Source organism: Paraburkholderia sp. GAS38, from assembly GCF_050434965.1.
Taxonomy (GTDB): Bacteria; Pseudomonadota; Gammaproteobacteria; order Burkholderiales; family Burkholderiaceae; genus Paraburkholderia; species Paraburkholderia phenazinium_A.
Genome location: NZ_JBNDJO010000002.1, coordinates 530380 through 550699 on the forward strand (window position 1 = coordinate 530380; position 20320 = coordinate 550699).

The 20320-nt window shown below is 60.9% G+C and carries 14 protein-coding genes, 1 tRNA gene and 1 pseudogene; 10 read left to right on the forward strand and 6 right to left on the reverse strand.

Annotation, left to right across the window (positions count from 1 at the left end):
- Nucleotides 1-533 precede the first annotated feature (533 nt).
- Together P3T42_RS06510 and P3T42_RS06515 are read left to right on the forward strand one after the other, a co-directional pair.
- Nucleotides 534-1508 (forward strand): LysR family transcriptional regulator, encoded by a 975-nt coding sequence (locus tag P3T42_RS06510; RefSeq protein WP_429305499.1) that lies wholly within the window; start codon nt 534-536, stop codon nt 1506-1508.
- Between the two features lie 111 nt (nt 1509-1619).
- Nucleotides 1620-2303 carry a class I SAM-dependent methyltransferase gene (locus tag P3T42_RS06515; protein WP_074299937.1) on the forward strand — a complete coding sequence of 228 codons (684 nt, stop codon included), beginning with the start codon at nt 1620-1622 and terminating at the stop codon, nt 2301-2303.
- A 28-nt stretch (nt 2304-2331) separates the two neighbouring features.
- Here the strand turns inward: P3T42_RS06515 and P3T42_RS06520 are convergent, their stop codons facing one another.
- The 4 genes and pseudogenes from P3T42_RS06520 to P3T42_RS06535 all read right to left on the reverse strand — a co-directional run bounded on the left by P3T42_RS06520 (nt 2332) and on the right by P3T42_RS06535 (nt 8102).
- Nucleotides 2332-3252, reverse strand: a complete 921-nt coding sequence (locus P3T42_RS06520; RefSeq protein WP_429305500.1) for a class I SAM-dependent methyltransferase — start codon at nt 3250-3252, stop codon at nt 2332-2334.
- Nucleotides 3253-3395: 143 nt separating this feature from the next.
- Nucleotides 3396-3611: pseudogene (locus P3T42_RS06525) on the reverse strand (ATP-binding protein); the annotation flags it as partial.
- A 1492-nt stretch (nt 3612-5103) separates the two neighbouring features.
- On the reverse strand, nt 5104-6306 hold the full coding sequence (locus P3T42_RS06530; protein WP_429305501.1) for an EAL domain-containing protein: 1203 nt from the start codon (nt 6304-6306) through the stop codon (nt 5104-5106).
- Between the two features lie 86 nt (nt 6307-6392).
- Nucleotides 6393-8102 (reverse strand): methyl-accepting chemotaxis protein, encoded by a 1710-nt coding sequence (locus P3T42_RS06535; RefSeq protein ID WP_429305625.1) that lies wholly within the window; start codon nt 8100-8102, stop codon nt 6393-6395.
- 607 nt (nt 8103-8709) lie between these two features.
- On the opposite strand from P3T42_RS06535, the gene P3T42_RS06540 reads away from it, so the two are divergent.
- From P3T42_RS06540 to P3T42_RS06570, 7 genes are all read left to right on the forward strand, one after another.
- Entirely contained in the window at nt 8710-10551 is a 1842-nt protein-coding gene (locus P3T42_RS06540; protein ID WP_429305502.1) for a diguanylate cyclase domain-containing protein, read from the forward strand.
- Nucleotides 10552-10662: 111 nt separating this feature from the next.
- Nucleotides 10663-10950, forward strand: coding sequence for a hypothetical protein (locus P3T42_RS06545; protein ID WP_074299926.1), 288 nt, complete (start codon nt 10663-10665; stop codon nt 10948-10950).
- Nucleotides 10951-11019: 69 nt separating this feature from the next.
- A tRNA-Met gene (locus tag P3T42_RS06550) sits at nt 11020-11096 on the forward strand.
- Nucleotides 11097-11613: 517 nt separating this feature from the next.
- A complete protein-coding gene (locus P3T42_RS06555) occupies nt 11614-13512 on the forward strand; it encodes a potassium transporter Kup (protein ID WP_074299924.1) in 1899 nt (632 codons plus the stop codon).
- Nucleotides 13513-14168: 656 nt separating this feature from the next.
- Nucleotides 14169-14309 carry a hypothetical protein gene (locus P3T42_RS06560; protein ID WP_429305503.1) on the forward strand — a complete coding sequence of 47 codons (141 nt, stop codon included), beginning with the start codon at nt 14169-14171 and terminating at the stop codon, nt 14307-14309.
- A 209-nt stretch (nt 14310-14518) separates the two neighbouring features.
- Nucleotides 14519-16273 (forward strand): ABC transporter permease, encoded by a 1755-nt coding sequence (locus P3T42_RS06565; RefSeq protein ID WP_074299922.1) that lies wholly within the window; start codon nt 14519-14521, stop codon nt 16271-16273.
- A 12-nt stretch (nt 16274-16285) separates the two neighbouring features.
- Nucleotides 16286-17641 carry an AAA-associated domain-containing protein gene (locus P3T42_RS06570; protein ID WP_429305504.1) on the forward strand — a complete coding sequence of 452 codons (1356 nt, stop codon included), beginning with the start codon at nt 16286-16288 and terminating at the stop codon, nt 17639-17641.
- A 62-nt stretch (nt 17642-17703) separates the two neighbouring features.
- Here P3T42_RS06570 and P3T42_RS06575 read toward each other — a convergent pair whose 3' ends face one another.
- Nucleotides 17704-18423 (reverse strand): aspartate/glutamate racemase family protein, encoded by a 720-nt coding sequence (locus tag P3T42_RS06575; RefSeq protein ID WP_429305505.1) that lies wholly within the window; start codon nt 18421-18423, stop codon nt 17704-17706.
- A gap of 202 nt (nt 18424-18625) precedes the next feature.
- Complete coding sequence (locus P3T42_RS06580; protein ID WP_074299918.1) at nt 18626-19009, reverse strand: hypothetical protein; 384 nt, start codon at nt 19007-19009, stop codon at nt 18626-18628.
- 60 nt (nt 19010-19069) lie between these two features.
- Here P3T42_RS06580 and dinB point away from each other — a divergent pair, with 60 nt between their 5' ends.
- Nucleotides 19070-20242 (forward strand): DNA polymerase IV, encoded by a 1173-nt coding sequence (gene dinB / locus P3T42_RS06585; RefSeq protein ID WP_429305506.1) that lies wholly within the window; start codon nt 19070-19072, stop codon nt 20240-20242.
- The last annotated feature ends 78 nt before the right edge of the window (nt 20243-20320 follow it).

The following is a 20320-nucleotide window of genomic DNA, read 5'->3' on the forward strand; positions in this document are numbered from 1 at the left end:
CGTCTCCGTGGTGGACCGGTCACAAAATGGGAAATTCCTTTTAACCGCTACGAGCAGGAATCCGTTCGCGTCGTGGAGCACCGTGATGGATACGAGCCGAGATGGCGCACGAGCGTACTGCCGGGCACGGGACAGGGACATGTCGGAGGTCAATATCGATACGTTTTCATTTCCCCTGCGGAGCACGTGGGAAGCAGACCTACTCTTCATTTGTGTTCCGCGATGGAAACAGGATTGAAGATCCGCCAGGCAGCCCCGGCAGTTTTACGGATTTCTGTGCAAGCGGACTGCCGACAAGATGATCGTCACCTCGAACACAACGGCCATCAACCGCCATCAAATATTGCAAGACCGTAATGCGATGGACCAGATCGCGTAAGCAGGCAGTGTCTAAGCTCATCGCAGGGCATTCAGCGAACGAATGGCTGGATGTAAGTCTTGTCGGCAATGGAGCGCGTTCGGATGTTTTCGCGCGATCCCAATTCGCCGCCTCTTGCGGTCGCGACGCGACTCGCTCGATGCCGGAGTTTCCCATGAACCAGCTTTCATCGATCCGCATCTTCGTCAAGGTTGCCGAGTACCTGAACTTCGCTGAGGCCGCGAGGCAGTTGGGTGTTTCGAGCTCGGTCGTTACGCGCGGTGTCGCGTCGCTCGAAGAGCGCCTTGGCGTCCGTCTGATCAACCGCACGACGCGACGGGTAACACTGACGCGCATCGGTCAATCGTACCGCGAGCGTGCCGTCGACCTGCTGCATCATCTCGATGAGATGGACGAGTGCATTGCATCGGCATTGGAACAGCCATCCGGCATGCTGCGGATTGCCGCGTCGTCGCTTTACGCGACCACGGATCTCCCGGAAGTGCTGGCCGCCTACCGCGCTCAGGAACCCCGCATGAAATTCGAGCTGACCGTGTTCGACACGATGAGCGACGTCGCGGTTAACGAGTTCGACGTCTGTTTCGGCGCGGAGCGGCGCTTACGAGACTCGTCGTTGGTTTGCCGGCCGCTCATGAAAACACGCGACGTCATTGTTGCGAACCCTGACTATCTGGCGCGTTACCCGGCACCCTGCACACCGGATGAACTGGCCTCGCACGGCGTTCTCGTCGCGTCGGATGCACCGAGCCGTCACTGGGAGTTTCGCGACGCTCACGGCACGCAACGTGTCGTCGTGCAGCCGATCATGAACATACAAAGCCCTCAGGTCGTCAAGCGTGCGGTGCAGGCGGGACTCGGTATCGCGCGCTTGTCATGTTCGCTCGTGCGAGACGAGCTCGCCAACGGCAGCTTGCGTGCATTGCTAGGCGACGCGCCGCTATCCGACGAAGAACGCACCGTGTGGCTTCTGTATTCGAAGCAGCCGCACATGGCGGTTGCATTGCGCAGCTTCATTGAGTTCGTCGTGGAGCGTTATCGTCAGAAGCCGCCGGAAAGCAAGGCACAAGACGACTTGCGCGTGTCTGCCGCACAACATCCAGCGAACAATACTGAATTGCTGTGGGGCTAGATTTTACAGTTCGACACGACAAGCCCGACATGTAAACGGCCGAAGTATCGTTGCCGATATTTCAGGGCCGACCATACCCATAATCTCTCTAACCCCATTAGGGTGTCACCTATGAGTCATAGCGCTTCTCGCGGACCGATCCTGGTAGAAGAGTCGCCCGTTCAGGCTCCGCCGGAACTGATTGAACAATGCTTCAACCGGGTTGAATATTATCAGCCGCTTTACGGCGTCACCGGCATCGAAGGACCGCTCCGCTCGTGCAGGGATAGAGCCGTAGTCATCGAGGCGGCGCTCGATTCGTTGGGACCGTGCTTTAGCCTTGTCGACTTCGGTTCGTCGCTCGGGTATTTTCCATTTTTCTTTGCGGACCGCGGTGCCAGGACGACGGGTATCGACATCAACCCCGAAAACACCGCGGTTGCGCGCGCCACTCAACGGGTCAACGGGCTGAGCGCCACGTTCGAAACTGCGCCTCTCGACTTGACGAAGGTCCGCACAATCTCGCCTGGCGAATATGACGTGGCTCTCGCTCTTAGCGTACTTCATCACATCACGTTGCGACGTGGTATGGACTATGTCAAGCAGCTGGTTGCGGAACTACTCGCCCGCATTCCCATTCTGATTGTTGAGCTCGCGCATCGCGATGAAGCGGTCAACTTCGTCTGGCGAGCGTGTCTTCCAGAGGATTCCCTGGAAATATTCTCCGGGTGCGGTCACGCTCAGATTCAACACCTGGGCGACTTCCCGAGTCATCTCTCGTCGAGTGTCCGTCCTATGTATCTTGTCAGGAGGTAATGGAGCCGGACCGAACGGAAGCCGCGGACTAGAGCGGTTTCCTCGCGCTCAGGTACGCGATGCGCTCGGCACCGAAGAGTTGACCTGAATCGACGCGTGGACGGAACACCTGCTCAAAGAATTGTCTTTCTTCTACTGTGAACTGTTCCGACAGCAATTTTTCGAGCGATGGGGACCAGGGAAAGGGCGACGATTTCAACACGAGATTCCACGTGGCCAATTGGGAGCGCCCTACGTCAATGTGGAATTCCATGTGAATATCGGTGAAGCCGGTATCCAGGGCGTAACGGACCAGGTCGCGCTCGCTGAAATTGGTCATCGGATTGCTCGAAATGCTTTCCTCTGTGTCGGGAAATTGCGTGGCTCTCCAGCGATGCAAAAGCCGGAAAAAGCGGTCATCCGATCCCGTCGGATGAGCGTCGACAAATTTCTTTAAGGAATTCGCCTCAAACGCTTCGTCGCGCCGTATAGGTTCCGCAATGGAAACCCGTCCGCCAGGTTTGAGGATCCGGCGAAACTCGCGCAGAACTGCGATCTTGTCGGGAAGATAGGCCAGCACCGCGCGGGTCGTGACGACATCGACCGACTCGCCTGGAATGTCGTTGAGCGCTTCTGCGGAACATTGGAGAAAGGTACATTGATCCCGCACCCCGCGTTGAATGGCGATGGACTCGGAGTGTTGAAGCAGGGACGCTGAGATATCGGTTAGAACCACGCGTAGCGAAGGGCCGATGCGATCAATCGCGCGAAACGCGACGAGGCCGTCGCCTGTGCCAACGTCAACCAGCGTCATTCCCGGGGCGAGTTGTGCAGCGTCGAGAACGCGATCGGCATATTGCGCGATTTCAGCGCGCAATGTTCGTTCGTGCGACGGGTCATCGGCGAATCGTTCGTGCAGAAGCCAATTCGCCCACACATCGGATTGTGACTGGGGTTGATCGTTGTTCATCTATCGCAGGTCCACTGGTAAGCGTGGGCAGCCAGGTCACGAGAGGCTGTCTAGCGCGGAAGGGCTGAGCCTCTGTGCGGAGAGGCTGCGCGCCGTTGCCTGATCGAGCGTCGTTTGGCAGAGTTGAATCTAGCAGACAGACCTTAGGGCAACCTGAAGGGACCATGCGCCGCTAACCGCGCATCCGCGTTGCCACGCAATGAAAGTGTCAGGTGTTGCCGCTGCGCGATGCGGACGACAATCGAGAACTCCAACCCGCTACCCGTTCTCTTGGTATGTTCGCCACGATAGAAACGGTCGAGTACCCGGTCAAGCTCTTCTGCGGGAATACCCGGTCCGTTGTCCATCACTTCGAAGCCGAGATGGTCTGCGTAACAGGAGTCGTTCCATAATGGCTAGTTATCCAAACTATTGAGTGAAGTAGGTTATCCAGAACATCCCTTAAATATTGCTTAACGATAACGCAAGTTACAAAAAAATATAGTGCTCAAGCAACCACATGCGTCTGCCGTTAGAAAAGATGCCGTAATGCGGCGTAATTTCTTTGGAGATCACTATGTCAATACAGGCAGTAGGGCAACATTCGGCGCAGCCAGTGGCGTCGAACACGACACCTCAGGGTACGCAATCTGCAACCGGAGTCTCATCATCCGGCAACGCATCATCTTCGAGCGCTTCCACTCAGGCATCGTACACGGTGAGCATTAGCAATGCCGCGCATGCGGCGCTGGCTGAGGCGACCGAAACATCTGTTCAAACCGCGCAAGAGGCCGGCCATGGCGATCGCCAGGCACAGCGGCTTCTGGCAAAGGAGCAAGCGGCAAAAGCAGGCTAATCCGTGCGAGCGCACCTAACCGGAGGCTAAGGTCCCTGCGAAAACTGCCGCGCTCGTCCTGCAGTTTTCGCAGCATCCCGCCGCGTGCGTTCTGCGTCGCACCAAACGTCGTGCGCTCACGCACCCTACGCAGGTCTGTCGAAAAAAACAGGCCGGACGCGAGTCTCAAGCGCCGCTACCTGCGAAGAAGAGAATGTTTCAAGGGCGATTGCTCGAAAAACTCGACTTTGCACGGGGGGTGAAGTGTGCAGTCTCGTGCCCTGACCAGACGGGGGATGACCTCAAGCGGTGCCGTCACCCAGTAGTGATCAAGGCCGATCTGCACCACCTCCGCCCCTGCATGAATCGATGTCATGACCTCAATAACGGTTTGCAGTCGCCGCAGGGGCTCGGACGTCGCAATCGTGCAATCGCAGAGTTGTGCGCCGCCTTCGATAGCGTCTCCTTGGCGATCCTCGCTGCAGCAGCCCTCCCTGAGCCTGTCCGATGTCGAGCCTCGCATCGACGAAGTGGACTTGTCAACGGGTTCGTTCATATCTGCTTTCCCATAGCACCACTATCGCGGTGACCTGACACGATAGTAGCGGTCGGACCTGAAGGGACCCTTAAGCGTCCATGTATCGTCCGCATTGACCTTCAACTCATCGCTGTTCGACTACGGGTCGCCGTTGATTCCAGTGCAACTATTTCTGCTTCATCCAATAGAAAAGGAATACTGATTAAATAAAAATCAAGGAGCCGGGAAATTGCAAGGCCTTCGCAGAAGTCGACGCCCAGCGCTTTTTGAACTCGCTGCGCGTGAATAATATTTCATGCGATTGCGCTGCGGTTGTAACCCATCGAACGAAGATTCGTTTTACTGTAGCAACTTACACGTTGGGTCGCATGACCGGAGCTACTACCATGAACCAATACTTTTCGACGGCTGTGCTCATCGCTCTGCTGCGTACCAGTTCCACACTGCTATTTGCAGAAGCAATCGCGAGAGCCTCGACTCGGTGACGTTGGGACACGCATCAATATCGTCCCAATTCCTCAAAGAGTACGTCGCCGCAAATGACGTACCTGGCCTCCTCGGTTTCAACACAGACTGCGAGCGTCACACATAGATTCATTGACCCCGATGTCACGTAAGGTTCGCTGACGACGGTCGCACCGGGATGACTTGCCGCGTTTCTGAAGTATGGCCGTTTCGACCAGTTGGCATCTGCCCTCCTGGTTAGCATGGGGAACCGCGCTTGCCTGCGCATCGGATGATTTTTCGATTCCACGGGCGCGCCGATCTGTGCGCCGCTCTCATCCAGCAGGAACATGCGAAGCGAGAGGGGGAGGCCGAGAAAGCGCATCGCGCATTCGGGAAAGTTCCGTCCCGGCTTGAACGCATGCGTGACGTCTTCAAACGCCTGCCGGTACGGTTGCAAACCGGCCAGGTCTGCAATGGGTTTGATTCGATTGCCACTTTGAAGGGGGGGCAGGGGGAATCCGGCGCTGTAAACCTGCAAGTCGCTTTTGCCCGCAAGCGCCAATGGGCGGCCAAAGTAGTAGCCCTGTGCGAAATCGGCATCGCAATCGAGGCATAGGAGCGCCTCTGCTTCCGTCTCCACCCCTTCGACGGCGACGAGCGTGCCAATTTCGTGCAGGAGTCCTACCAGGCGTAGCAGGCTGCGTGCCTTCAGATGACTCGTAGCCGCTTGCCGGATAAGCTCACGATCGAGTTTTACCACGTCGGGCTGCAGATCCCAGACACGGCTTAGATTTGTTTCGCCCGCGCCAAAGTCATCAAGAGCGATCAGGAAACCGTGTAGCCGCAACTGGGCGACCGCATCGGCGAGCACTCCATTTCGCGGCTGAGGCGTTTCCAGAATTTCGATCGCGACCCGCGCCGGCGGTATGCCGCAAGCCAGGATATCGGCAACGAGCCCCGGCCCGTGAATCGGATGCGTGAGGACTTCAGGCTGCGCGTTGATAAACAGGATGCTTTTGTCGTCCGCGAAGCGCACGAAGTGGCCGGTATGACATCGGACACACTCCCGCTCGAATTCGCCGGTACGCCCAGCGAGCCTTGCATGCCTGAAGGCATCCAAAGGCGAACAAGGCTTGCCGTCTAGCGATGAGCGGAGCAATGCCTCGTGTCCAACCGGCGTTTGATGAGCAAGAGACAAGATGGGCTGAAACGCACTGTTCACGCTCGGTAAGCAACGAGGAGTCTCTTCGCTCATAGGATGGCGCCACCAGGATGAATTCGGTAAAGGGCAACGACGTTGATTCTAGCGCCGACGGGCGACCGCGATGTGGACCCCCTCTTCTAGAAGCTGTCCCACTCTCCAGCCGCGGCGGCTTGTGCGATCCGAACGGGCTGCGCCGCCGGCCGCTTTAGGGCTGCTGTAGCGGGTGCCGAAGCGCGCGCCGGAATCGCCGGCGTGGGCGTTTGCGTTTGCGCGACAGGGCGGCTGCCCTCGGCGCCGCGTGAGGCGTTCAGCCTGAATATCGAGGCGGCGGCTTTCAGATCGGCCGCCTGCGACTCGAGCGAGCTGGCGGCGGCCGCCGCCTGTTCGACAAGGGCCGCATTCTGCTGCGTGACTTCGTCCATCTGCGTAACGGCCTGATTGACCTGGCCGATGCCCTTGCTTTGTTCGTGCGAGGCGGCGGTAATTTCACCCATGATGTCGGTCACACGCCTGATCTCGTGCGTGATCTCGCGCATCTTCGTGCCGGCTTCCTGCACATGCTCCGCGCCTGCCCGGACCCGCTCCACGGAATCGTGGATCAGCTCCTTGATCTCCTTGGCTGCCGCCGAGGAGCGCTGGGCCAGCGACCGCACTTCCGAGGCCACCACCGCGAAACCCCGCCCTTGTTCACCTGCACGCGCCGCTTCGACGGCCGCATTCAGCGCAAGAATATTGGTCTGGAAGGCGATACCCTCGATGATGCCGACAATATTGGCGATCCTGTCCGAACTGGCGTTGATGCCTTCCATGGTGTCCACGACGCGCGACACCACGGCGCCCCCCTGTTCCGCGACGTGGGCGGCCTGCGCGGCAAGCTGGTTGGCCTGACTGGCGTTCTCGGCATTCTGGGTCACGGTCGAGGTCAGTTGCTCCATGCTCGACGCAGTCTCCTCGAGCGAAGCGGCCTGCTCTTCAGTACGCTGCGACAGGTCCTGGTTGCCCGCCGCGATCTGGTGCGTGGCGGTGGCGATCGACTCAGCCGAAACCCTGATGGTGCCGATGGTCTGTGTGAGCTGCTCCTGCATGCGCTTCATCGAAAAGAGCAGGCTCGAACGATCGTTTGGCGCCGTCTTCACCACGGCAGTCAGATCGTTGCCGGCAATCTGGTTGGCGATTTCGGCAGCATAGGAAGGCTCACCGCCTAATGCGCGGAGGATGCCGCGATTGAGCAGTGCCACGCCGGCCGAAAGGGCGCCGGCCAGTATCAGCAGGATTCCGAGGCTCCGGTACAGCGTCGAGCGGAAGGCGGCGTCGATGTCGTCCACATAGAGCCCTGTCGTGAGAATCCAGTCCCATGGCTGGTACCTCACGTTGTAAGCAATCTTGGGCGATGCCTCGGTTTCACCCGGCTTCGCAGCGGCATATGCGGTAAAGCCTTCGCCGTCACGCTTGATGAGCGCAACGATATCCTTAAAGACGTAAACGCCGTTCGAATCCTGGTAGTCGCTGACGTCTTTGTCGGTCCACTCCGGTCGTGTTCCGTGCATCAGGACGGTCGGATGAGAATTGACGATCTGAAAATAGCCGTCCATGCCGTATCGCATGTTCCTGATGCTGTCCATGGCCCGCTTTTGAGCTTCCGCGACGGGCACGGCGCCGGTGGCTGCCTGGTCACCGAAAGTCTTGACCACCGTCAGGGCGATCTCAGATGCGTGTTTCAGATCGGCCTTGCGCTCATCCATTTGCATTTCTCGAGTCTGGTAAGCGTGGTAGACCGATATTCCGGCGAGACACAAAAGGCTCAGGATGAGCGGCAACCAGAGCTTCTGTACAAAGGACAGTTTCATACGTATGGATTCCTTGCGTTGAACACGCCATGAGCAGGCGAATTGCACTCGATAGACATAAATAATGCTTCACACAAATATCGGCCAAGGTTCACACCACTTGAGCCGAAAGCGAAAACTGCGGCGGTTTGCCGCGGTGTTACTGAAACCCATGGCGCAAAACGCTTGCAGGAGCGCGCGGATCGACCACCGAGGTGCGCGGGTCAACCTGTCGGAATTGTAAAATACGGATTCCTAATGAATTTACGAAGGGTGGCAACATTGAACGGGACTGCATCCCGGAGGTATCCGCAGCCGCGCTGTATGAGAGCATGCGGCGGCGAGGCGGGCCCATCTGCGGCAAACCGCCGCAAATGCCGCTTTTCACTCAAGCGCGGCGCGTTCGGGCCGATATTTTGTGTGATGCATTCATGGGATGAAATTTGTCTTCATGGCGACCATCAGCAGATCGCGGCGTGCAACCGGGACCTGTCGCAGCGTACTGAAGAGCAGACTCCGAAGACAGGGTTCAGCGGGTTCGAACGTGGAATACGTGCGCGAACAAAGCATGATCAGGTGTTGAGTCAACATGCATTTAAATTCATACAAGTTTCCCGAACACGTAACGATGGACATCGCATCAGGTCGCTGGAGCAACCCACTACTATCAGTACTGCTCGCCTTTGCCGCAACAACGCTCGCTTGCGTTGTCAGCCTGGCACTCAAGAGCATGGATCAGGAAATCTCGCCGATCTGGCTGGTCGACGCCGTTCTGCTCGCGCAGATGATGGTTGCGCGGCCCCACCAACGATACGGGGTGTTCGTTGGCGGCGTACTCGGCAATTTTTCGACGCGGCTGTTTGTCAGTCACGACCTGGTGGGAGCGCTCTGCTTTTCGTTCGCCGACCTTGTCGGCGTTGTGATTGCGTTGAGGTTCGCTCCGCGTATCTCAACGGTTGCCGAACTGATCCGCCCGAAACCGCTCATCAGGTTTCTCGTGGGTGGCGTCGTGTTTTCAACCTTCGTGTCCGGACTCGTTGCGGTGACCTTGCAGGGGGCGCCGGAAGGGAGTTCCCGGTTGCCGTCCATGACGACCTGGTTCATCGCGCATGCGCTGGGTTGTGCGATCTTCACACCTGCCGCCGTGGCCTTCTGGACCGGCGAGCTTGCCAATCTCGCGCGCGTGGACCAGCGCGGGAAAAACGGCGTTCTGTTGCTGCTGGTCTGCGTCGTCACGATCGGCGTATTCGGACAACGCCAGTTCCATCTGCTCTACTGGGTGCTTCCGCCCATCGCGTTACTGGCATTTCGGGCAGAACTAGCCGCTGTGCTGCTTGGCGTCCTGCTGTGCCAGGCCATTGCGATGTGGTTCACGGTGCACGGTTTGGGCCCTTTCTGGATCGAGCCTTTTGCGCGCATGCAGGACCGCATCTTCGCCTTGCAGCTTTACTACATGGCGGTGCTACTTATCGCGCTGCCCATCAGCGCCTCTCAGGCACAGCGCAACCGTCTCATCGCACGGCTAGGCGACGGCGAGCGCCGCTACCGGGTGCTCGCCGAGAACGCGAGCGACATCGTCATGAGCATGGGGTTGGAGGGCCGGCTTACCTACGTTTCACCCAGGGTGACGCCGGCGCTGGGCTATGCCCCGGACGACCTGATCGGCATGTATTACCCGGAGCTCGTTCTACCGGACGACCGCGCTGCGCTGACCATGGCCGTTGAAAGCGTGATGAGGGGAGCGATCGAGGCGTTTCAGGACAGTCGCTGGCGGCGACCGGACGGGCAGGTCGTGTGGATGAAAACGAGTCTGCGACTGCTCATCGACCCGTTCTCCAGCAAGCCGGAGGCGCTGATGGCGACAGTTCGCGACATTACGGAAAGCAAGGTCGCCGAGCAGCGTCTCGCAGACGAGCGAAAGGAACTGCAGGCGCTCGCTTTCCGCGATGGCCTGACAGGCCTGTTTAACCGGCGATATTTCGACCGCGAACTCGAGCGCCAATGGCGCAAGGAAGCACGGGCGCTCAGCCTGAGCCGTGTGGCCGTGATCATGATCGATATCGACGCCTACAAGGACTACAACGATCACTTTGGGCATCAGGGTGGCGACGAGTGCCTGCGTACGGTCGCACAGGCGATTGCCTCTGCCGCCCGGCGTCCAACGGACATGGTGGCGCGGTATGGCGGCGAAGAGTTCGCGCTGATCTTGCGCGATACCGATGAGCAGGGCGCGATGAAAGTTGCCGAGGGCATCCGGACCGCCATTGAAAGCCTGCGGCTGCCACATCCGGCTTCCCGTGCCGGGATCGTGACCGTCAGCGCCGGCGTGGCAGTGCAGCGAGCGGGTGAAGACGGCGACGGCAACGGTCTGGTCGCGGCTGCAGACAGGGCGCTCTATGCCGCCAAACAACAGGGGCGGAACCGGACCTGCACAGCGGATACCGATTGCGCCGATCAGGGCGCTCCGTGATGCGACCGCGCTTCGCGCTTCACAGCGTGAATGGTCTGCACAAAATAAATCGTCGGCGGCCTCATCGCCCGGCGTATAGTGGGTCCAATACTCACGTATCGGGGAATCGCCATGGCTGAACTCTATCCGGCTATCTATAAGGACTTCGAAGTGCATCCGCTGGTGTTCTCGCGGGAGTTCGACAAGTTCGACGGCCACAAGCGGCACGCCGAGGGTTATGACGTCGCCGTGCGCGTTTGCCGTCCAGGTGCAATCAGCGGCTCGAAGGCGAGCCGCGTGTTTCGACTCGTGCGGCCCGCCACGTTTTCCGATTTCGGCATCGCCAAGCGCAGCGCCAGCCAGTACGGCGCGGACATCATCGACGGCAAGGTGGAAGGCGCATCGGTTGCCGATCTTTGAGGCCAAAAAAATAATCCGTCTGATTGTTTGACGATTTGCCGACATCTCTATACAATCCGTTTTCTCTGACGCGGGGTGGAGCAGTCTGGCAGCTCGTCGGGCTCATAACCCGAAGGTCATAGGTTCAAATCCTATCCCCGCAACCAAGCATATGGAAAGCCCGCTGGCGATCGCCACGCGGGCTTTTTCATTTGTGGGCAGGCCATATTCAGGCATCGCCGCGTACCTTGCAATCATTATGGTGTACTGAGGGATATGAGTGCGCCGGGATCAGCGGCCTGCATGCCAGGCCAACCTCCAATGGCATCTGAAAGAAAGCGAAGGTAGTATTCGGCGCTAGAGGGTGCTGCGCCCGCTAACGGTGCACGACCCGCGACGCAATCCTGGTTTGAAGGACGTTGAAATGGACACCTACATCCTGTTGGGCGGTGGTTTCGGAATAGCGCTGGCCATCGCCATCTGGGGCATCTGGAAGCTCAGATAGGGCGGGCCCCGCATGCATGCACGCGCGGGCGAAGCAATCCCACCGCTGCAACACATTTTCATCGCGTTGTATCAAGAACCTGCTACAAGCTAGTTATCCCGCTGGTGCGAGGGCCGTATGTGCGTCAGGCGCCAATACGGTCAGGCATGCCGTTAATTTCATTTAACTTACGACACCCTATGTCCTCATCTGTCACCAGCCCCTCGAGCCAGACCGCCAACACCGCGCCCAGCCTCGTGCTGGGGGCGATCGGCGTGGTGTTCGGCGACATCGGCACGAGCCCGCTCTACACGTTGCGCGAATGTCTGAAGGCGGCGGGCGGCATCAGCCAGCCCAACGTGTTCGGTATCGTGTCGCTGATTCTCTGGTCGATCATCGTGGTGGTCACGCTCAAGTACGTGAGCTTCGTGATGCGCGCGGACAACGACGGCGAAGGCGGCATCCTCGCGCTCACTGCATTGGCCTCGCGGGTGGCGCCGGCGCGCCTCTCCCAGGTGCTGCTCACATTGGGTGTATTCGGCGCGGCGATGTTCTACGGCGATTCGATGATTACGCCGGCCATCTCGGTCATCTCGGCGGTGGAGGGCGTCACGCTGGTCGACCCGAAACTGACGGCGTGGATCGTCCCCATCTCGCTGGTGATTCTCACTGGCCTCTTCAAGCTGCAGAAGCGCGGCACGGGGACGGTCGGCAAGGTTTTCGGGCCGGTGATGATCGTCTGGTTCATTACGCTGGCGGCGCTGGGCCTGCTGCATATCGTCGCCGGGCCGGCCATCATCGAGGCCGTCTCGCCGCTCTATGCGGTGCGCTTTGTGGCGCACGCACCCGGTACGGCCTTCGTGGTGCTGGGTTCGGTGTTCCTCGCGTTGACGGGGGGCGAAGCGCTTTACGCGGACATGGGGCACTTCGGCAAGAAGCCGATCCGTCTCGCCTGGCTGCTGCTGGTGCTGCCGAGCCTCGTGCTGAACTACTTCGGCCAGGGCGCGCTGGTGCTGGCGCGGCCCGCCACGGTGGAGCAGCCGTTCTTCGAGTCGGCGCCCGGCTGGGCCCTGGTGCCGCTGGTTCTGCTGGCCACAGCCGCCACCATCATCGCCTCACAGGCAGTGATTTCCGGCGCGTTCTCGATGACCAAGCAGGCGGTCCAGCTCGGCTTTCTGCCGCGCATTCCGGTGGTCCATACGTCGACGCATGAGGTGGGTCAGGTCTACGTACCGTTCATCAATGTTTCGCTGTACGCGGCGGTCGTGTTTCTGGTGGTGTTCTTCAAGTCTTCCGACAATCTGGCTGCGGCCTATGGCATTGCCGTCGCCTCGACGATGCTGCTCACCACGCTGCTGATGTATTTCATCACGCACTCGCTGTGGAACTGGAAGCCGCTCGCCACCTTCGTGGTCATCGGCCCGCTCGCGCTGGTCGACGCGGTGTTCGTCTCGAGCAATGTCAGCAAGGTGCTCGACGGCGGCTGGTTCCCGCTGCTGGCCGGCGGCGTGCTGTTCACGATCATGACCACATGGCATCGCGGCCGCGAAGTCGTCGTGGAGCGCATGAAGACCGACAACATTCCGCTCGCGGGACTGATCAAGTCGCTGTGCGGCGGTTCGCATCCGCCGCCGCGCGTCGATGGCACGGCGGTGTTTCCGGGCGGCGTGGCCGGCATGACACCGTCCGCGTTCATGCACAACCTCAAGCACAACCGGGTGATGCACGGCATCAACATCTTCATGGCCGGCATGACCGACAACGTGCCGCACGTGCACGACGAGCAGAAAGTCACCGTGGAAGACATGGGCTACGGCTGCTATTCGGTCACCGTGCGCAATGGCTTCATGGAGATTCCCAACGTGCCGGCCATCCTGCTGCTGGTCGCGAAGAAGATCCCTGACTGGCAATACGAGCCGGCGGACACGTCCTTCTTCCTCGCACGCGATACCGTGCTGGCCACGGGAGAGAGCAAGGCCATGGCGCTGTGGCGCGAGAAGCTGTTCGCGTTCCTCGGACGCAACGCGGCCCAGGCGGCCGAATACTATAGTTTGCCGGCCAACCGCGTCGTCGAACTGGGCGGCCAGATCAATCTGTAGCTTCCGCCTCGCGGCTGGGTGCTCGCCCGGCCGCTTCCCTCGCCACCGTAGGCGCGACGTAAGCCGCTCAGGCCACTACGCAACAGAAGCCGATTGAATTGGCTCTGCACGGCGAATCAAGTTGACTTTTGGTTCTCAAAATGTCTAGAATTCCGCGTCGTCACAAATGGGGCTAATGCCTTGGACAGTAGCAGTAGTCGATCTTCGATCGGATTCGCCGCCTGACCGGCAAGACGCCCGCGCAGTATTCTTTACGCCGCCGTCTTGCCAGCAGGCAGACGGTGCGCGCCGTAGTCAATCTCCTCCGTGCACCTTTATCAGCGCCACCTGAACCCAGCGAAAGCGTGTTCGCGTGGCTTCGTGTCGCGAGCTTCGCTCGTGGCTGCGCTTGCGCGCGCGCTGGAATGCTCCGGCGCGCGCCGGGCGTGTAGACAAACACACGCGGCGCGCATGTGCAGTGCGCGCGGTCGACGCCGATAAGGAGTGTCCCATGCCGGACCCTGACAGTTACCCCACACCGTGTCCTTTATGCCGCTGTACCTTCCCTTTGCCTGAAGGAAGCGAGTAGATCGCCGTCGTCGCGCGCATGCCGCGTTGCCCTCCGAGTCTGCTGGCTTCCATTGAATCGCGTTAAGCCAAACGCTCGGAGAAACACCATGAACTTCGGTCTCCTTCTGTCGCAACTGCCGCACGTCCAGGAATCGCGCGTCCATTACGACGCCATGCTGTCGCTGCAAGCCCGTGAACCGCACAAGCTGGCCGCCCTCTGGCACAGCTTCAAGTCGCTTATCTCCTGAATTCTTTGATCTTGTGTCGTCTGCACACGCCATCGTCGCTGACGATGAAATGCGTGAGCGGACGACGCAGGCGTGTGCTGTTCCCTTGTTCGCCCATGTTGAGCCATGAGTCATTTCAGCTTTTCGCCGCGAGTGTTTGACCCCGCTGCCGCGCGTTGCCTCAGCGTCGCTCCGTATGCTTCAAAAACCCGTGACCGGGGAGACGCCTGATGAATTTCAATTTCAATCTGAACCGCACCGCCAATGCGTCCGCGTGGCGCCTGCTGCCCAACGGCTGGGACTTCGTCGCCTTTCCGCTGATCATCTGCGTGATCGCTTCCGCAGCGATCGGTTTTCACCAGACGCTCGCGCCGATGTCGACGCTGAAGACCCAGGTCATCTCGCTCGACCCAACGAGCCTGCCCGAATATGCGCTGCGCACGACGCTGCGCATGCTCGCGGCAATGGTGGCGTCGCTGGTGTTCACGCTGACCTACGGCACGCTCGCCGCGAAGAGCCGTCGCGCGAGCCTCGTGCTGGTGCCGATTCTCGACATCCTGCAGTCGGTGCCGGTGCTGGGCTACATTTCGTTTACGGTCACGTTCTTCCTCGCGCTGTTCCCTGGGCGCGTGCTCGGCGCGGAGCTCGCGGCGATCTTCGCGATCTTCACGAGCCAGGCGTGGAACATGACCTTCAGCTTCTACCAGTCGCTGCGCACGGTGCCGCGCGATCTGGATGAGGTCTCGCGCGGTTTTCACCTGACCGGCTGGCAGCGTTTCTGGAAGCTCGAGGTGCCGTTCTCGATGCCGGGCCTCATCTGGAACATGATGATGTCGATGTCGGGCGGCTGGTTCTTCGTGGTGGCCTCGGAGGCCATCACGGTGGGCAACAACACGATCACGCTGCCGGGTATAGGCGCGTATCTGGCCCAGGCCATCTCCGACAAGAACCTGCACGCCATCGGTTGGGTGATTCTCGCGATGACGATCGTGATCATTGCGTACGACCAGCTTCTGTTCCGTCCGCTGGTGGCGTGGGCCGACAAGTTCCGCATGGAGAACACCAGCTCGGGCGATGCGCCGGAATCCTGGCTGCTCGATCTCGTGCGTCGCACGCGGCTGATTCACCGTGGTCTCGTGCCGATGGGCAAGCTGTTCGCCAACGCGGCGCGCTTGCCGATGCGTCTGCCGGGCGTGAGCCGCATCAGTTTCAGTCTGCCGCGCCGGCAAAAGAAGTCGTCGCTGGTGGGCGACGTCATCTGGGGGACGCTCGTGATCCTCCTGACGGTCTATGTCGTCTATCGCGTGGTGAGCTATGTCCGGACCGGCGTCGATCTGGCCGAAGTGGAGCACGTGCTGGTGCTGGGCCTGATCACGCTGCTGCGCGTGGCATTGCTGATTGCGATCTCGTCGCTGATCTGGGTGCCGCTCGGCGTATTGATCGGGCTGCGTCCGGCGTTGGCCGAAAAGATCCAGCCGCTCGCGCAGTTCCTCGCGGCGTTTCCGGCCAACCTGCTGTTCCCGGTGTTCGTGATCGTGATCGTGCGCTTCCATCTGAATCCGGACATCTGGCTCTCGCCGCTGATCGTGCTCGGCACGCAGTGGTACATCCTCTTCAACGTGATCGCGGGCGCCAGCGCCTATCCGAACGACTATCGCGAAGTCGCCACCAACTTCCGCATTCGCGGCTGGCAGTGGTGGCGCAAGGTGATGCTGCCGGGCATTTTTCCGTACTACGTGACAGGTGCCATCACCGCCTCGGGCGGCGCGTGGAACGCGAGCATCGTGGCCGAGTTCGTGCAGTGGGGCGATACCAAGGTGGTCGCCCACGGTCTGGGTTCCTACATCGCGCAGACCACCGCCGCGGGTGACTTCCCGAAGATCATTCTCGGCATTGCCGTGATGTCCCTGTTCGTCACGTTGTTTAACCGCACGTTGTGGCGTCCGATGTACGCCTATGCCGAATCCAAGCTTCGGCTCGATTGAGAGTAAAACACGATGCTAAATCCAAAAACTATCTCTGCCGATCTGTTCCAGACGACGTCCCAGACGCCGTCGACGAGTTCGCGCCTCGGGGAAGAAGTGCTGCGCGTGACGGATGTGAGCCGGGGCTTCGACAAGAACCAGGACGAACTGCTGGTACTCGACGGCGTGAACCTGTCGCTGCGCGAAGGGGAGATCGTCGGCATGCTGGGCCGTTCGGGTTCGGGCAAGTCGACCCTGCTGCGGATCATCGCCGGCCTGATCGGGCCGACCGGCGGCGAGGTCTCGTACCTCGGCAAGCCGCTCGACGGTCCCGCCAAGGGCGTGGCGATGGTGTTCCAGACCTTCGCATTGTTCCCATGGCTGACCGTTCTGCAGAACGTGGAAGCGGGCCTCGAAGCGCAGGGTGTGGGCGCGCGCGAGCGCCGCGAACGCGCGCTCGCGGCCATCGACCTGATCGGTCTGGATGGTTTTGAAAACGCCTATCCGCGCGAGCTCTCGGGCGGCATGCGTCAGCGTGTGGGCTTCGCCCGCGCGCTGGTGGTCGACCCGACGCTGTTGCTGATGGACGAGCCGTTCTCCGCGCTCGACGTGCTGACCGCCGAAACGCTGCGTACCGACCTGCTGGATCTGTGGACGCAGGGCCGCATGCCGATCAAGTCGGTGCTGATCGTCACGCACAACATCGAAGAAGCGGTGTTCATGTGCGACCGGATTCTGGTGCTGTCGTCGAACCCGGGCCGTGTGATCGCCGAGATCAAGGTGCCGTTCAATCACCCGCGCAACCGTCTCGATCCGGCGTTCCGCAAACTGGTGGACGAAATCTACGCCAAGATGACCGCGCGCCAGCACGACGAATCGGCGAAGAAGGGCCTGGAGTTGGGCAGCTGGCTGCCGCATGTTTCGACCAACCTGATGGCCGGTCTGATCGAAATGCTGGCGGCGGCGCCGTACCACGGCCGTGCGGACATGCCGGAAATCGCCCGTTCGCTGCATCTCGAGGTGGACGATCTGTTCCCGGTCGCCGAAGTGCTCCAGCATCTGGGTTTCGCGGAAGTGCGCGAAGGCGACATTCTGCTGACGCCGCCGGCACGCGTGTTTGCCGAGTTCGGCACTCAGGAGCGCAAGATGATGTTCGCCGAGCATCTGCTGCGGCATGTGCCGCTTGCCAAGCGGATCAAGACGGTGCTCAACGAGCGTCCGGGTCATCGCGCGCCGCGCGTGCGTTTCGAACAGGAACTGGAAGACTTTTTGACCGACAGCGCCGCGGAAGACACGCTCGACGCGGTGATCAACTGGGGCCGCTACGGCGAGATATTCTCGTACAACGATCAGACGGAACTGTTCAGCCTGGCGGACGTGGAGGCCTGACGGTCCTGCGCCTGCCCCAGGCTTGGGCTCGTTGGGCTTAAGCCGTTACGGGAGCAGCGGCATTAGCCTGCCGCTGCGCCTTGCTGATCCGCCTCGATCGCCCAGTCGACCGCAGCCTGCGCATGCAGCGCTGTGGTGTCGAACACCGGCAACGCGGCATGCTCCGGCTTGATCAGGAGCGTGATCTCCGTGCAGCCGAGAATTACCGCCTGCGCCCCGCGCGCCGCAAGATCCGAGATCACGCGCTGATAGACGCGCCGTGAGTCGTCGCGGATCGCGCCATGGCACAACTCGTCGTAAATGATGCGATGCACGTCGGCGCGATCGCTTTCGTTTGGGACCAGCGTGTCGAGCGCGTAGCGCTCGCGCAGCCGTCCTGTGTAGAAGGTCTGCTCCATGGTGTAGCGTGTGCCGAGCAAGCCGACCCGCTCGATGCCCGCGGCGCGCAGCGCGTGGCCGGTCGGATCGGCGATGTGCAGGAAGGGAATCGCGATGGCCTGTTCGATCGACTCGCACACCCGGTGCATCGTGTTGGTGGCGAGGATCACGAGGTCCGCGCCGCCGCGTTCGAGCTGGCGCGCGGCGCCGGCCATTAGCGTGCCGAGTGCGTCCCAGTTGCCCGCGCGCTGGTGCGCTTCGACGGTGGCGAAATCCACCGTCAGCAGCAGGCTGCTGGCGTTGTGATGGCCGCCGAGGCGCGCCTTCGCGTGGCGGTTGAGGATCTGATAGTACTCAGTGGACGATTCCCAACTCATGCCGCCAATAATGCCGATCGTTTTCATTGCGCTGTCCCGCCGATGCTGATGGCCCATGGCCGATTGCCGAGTATAGGCCGGGCCGGGCGGTGGGAAGCGGTACGGATGGGCGGGATTGCGCCGGTACGGCTTCGCTCAAGGTGGTGGACTGTGCGCGGCGATCAGCGCCGTACGGGTCAAGCGTGCGCCGCCTGCAGGCAAGCCACGCCTGAAGGCAGCAACGGCGCCTCTAGGCCTTCGGCAGCTTGGATTTCCCACGCGGCCCGCGCGGCTTCGGCTCGACACCCACGCGCGGATCGCGCGCGAGCACGAGCGCCGTCACCTGTTCGACACTGTCTTCAAACGCCGGATCCGCTTGCGGGACATACAGCCATTTCCCGAGCACCGGATGCGGCCGCAAGGCGGGCACGTCGGCGATGAGCGCGGCGTGGCGCTCCTGCGACGTGCAGATCAGCAAACCATTCCACGGCGGATCGCGATCGGCGGCAACCAGACACAGCAGGCCGTCGAGATAGGCCGCGTCGGAGCCGAACATCCGCTTGCTGAGGAAGGTGGATTCGCGCTCGAAGACGTCGAAGATCCAGGCGAGCGAGTTGCGGATGGAAGAGGGCATGAGCGTGAAGATCGGTGGGCTTCTTGATAATACTACTGTATTTTTGTACAGTAGTGTATCGTGAATCTGCTCGACACCTCTCCCGCCGTATCGTCTTCGCGGCCCGTGCCTTCCTTGCGCAAGATCATCCATTGCGACTGCGACTGTTTCTACGCGTCGGTCGAAATGCGTGACGACCCAACGCTGCGCGGGCGGCCGCTGGCCGTGGGTGGCCGGCCCGATCACCGCGGCGTGGTGGCCACCTGCAATTACGAGGCGCGGCGCTTCGGCGTGCATTCGGCTATGTCGTCGGCACTGGCGTTGCGCAAGTGCCCCGAACTGCTGATCATTCCGCCGTCCATGGAGAAGTACCGCATCGCCTCGCGGCAGATCATGGCGATCTACGGCGATTACACCGCCGAGGTCGAGCCGCTGTCGCTCGACGAAGCCTATCTCGACGTCACCTATACCGACCGCTGCAAAGGCAGCGCGACGCTGATGGCCAACGAGATTCGCGAGCGGGTGCGCGAGACGGTTGGTGTAACCGTGTCGGCGGGCGTGGCGCCCAACAAGTTCGTCGCCAAGATCGCTTCGGACTGGAACAAGCCGGACGGTCTCCACGTCGTGCGGCCGCACGAGGTCGATGCGTTCGTCGCGGCTTTGCCGGTGCGCAAGATTTTCGGCGTGGGCAAGGTGACGGCGGCGAAGCTCGAAAAGCTCGGCCTTACCACCTGCGCACAGTTGCGCGACTGGCCGCTGGTCGAACTGCACCGTCAGTTCGGGGTGTTCGGCAAGCGGCTCTACGAGTTGTCGCGCGGCATCGACGAGCGGCCCGTGCGGGCCGACCGCGAGCGCAAGTCGGTGAGCGTGGAGACCACCTACGTCACGGATCTGCGCACGCTCGAAGAATGTGCGGCGGAACTGCGGCGGCTCGCCGAACAACTGGACGGGCGCATTGCGCGCGCCGAAGCGGGCGCGGCGGTGCGCAAGCTGTTCGTGAAGATCCGTTTCGCCGATTTTCAGCGCACCACGGTCGAATGCGTGGGCGAGGTGCCGCATCTGCCCACGCTGCTGGCATTGCTGGAGAAGGGCTTCGCGCGTCGCAATCAAGCGGTGCGGCTGCTGGGCGTAGGTGTGCGGCTCGAAGAGGAGCATCTTGCGCAGCCCGGGCAGTTCACGCTGTTCGACGACGATCCCGCGGATGAAGTGATCGAGGCGCCGCCGCAAGCTTCCACGGAAGACCCCGACGCGTAGGCCTTGGCGAGCTCGCCAAGGGTGCTATGAGAAGCGGTCGCGGACAGCGCTCGCAAGAAGCACCCGGCAACACGTCGC

Bases quoted from the DNA above. Each gene is read 5' to 3' on its own strand.
- P3T42_RS06510 (WP_429305499.1), top strand. From the start codon at position 534: ATGAACCAGCTTTCATCGATCCGCATCTTCGTCAAGGTTGCCGAGTAC.
- P3T42_RS06515 (WP_074299937.1), top strand. From the start codon at position 1,620: ATGAGTCATAGCGCTTCTCGCGGACCGATCCTGGTAGAAGAGTCGCCC.
- P3T42_RS06520 (WP_429305500.1), bottom strand. From the start codon at position 3,252: ATGAACAACGATCAACCCCAGTCACAATCCGATGTGTGGGCGAATTGG.
- P3T42_RS06530 (WP_429305501.1), bottom strand. From the start codon at position 6,306: ATGAGCGAAGAGACTCCTCGTTGCTTACCGAGCGTGAACAGTGCGTTT.
- P3T42_RS06535 (WP_429305625.1), bottom strand. From the start codon at position 8,102: ATGAAACTGTCCTTTGTACAGAAGCTCTGGTTGCCGCTCATCCTGAGC.
- P3T42_RS06540 (WP_429305502.1), top strand. From the start codon at position 8,710: ATGGACATCGCATCAGGTCGCTGGAGCAACCCACTACTATCAGTACTG.
- P3T42_RS06545 (WP_074299926.1), top strand. From the start codon at position 10,663: ATGGCTGAACTCTATCCGGCTATCTATAAGGACTTCGAAGTGCATCCG.
- P3T42_RS06555 (WP_074299924.1), top strand. From the start codon at position 11,614: ATGTCCTCATCTGTCACCAGCCCCTCGAGCCAGACCGCCAACACCGCG.
- P3T42_RS06560 (WP_429305503.1), top strand. From the start codon at position 14,169: ATGAACTTCGGTCTCCTTCTGTCGCAACTGCCGCACGTCCAGGAATCG.
- P3T42_RS06565 (WP_074299922.1), top strand. From the start codon at position 14,519: ATGAATTTCAATTTCAATCTGAACCGCACCGCCAATGCGTCCGCGTGG.
- P3T42_RS06570 (WP_429305504.1), top strand. From the start codon at position 16,286: ATGCTAAATCCAAAAACTATCTCTGCCGATCTGTTCCAGACGACGTCC.
- P3T42_RS06575 (WP_429305505.1), bottom strand. From the start codon at position 18,423: ATGAAAACGATCGGCATTATTGGCGGCATGAGTTGGGAATCGTCCACT.
- P3T42_RS06580 (WP_074299918.1), bottom strand. From the start codon at position 19,009: ATGCCCTCTTCCATCCGCAACTCGCTCGCCTGGATCTTCGACGTCTTC.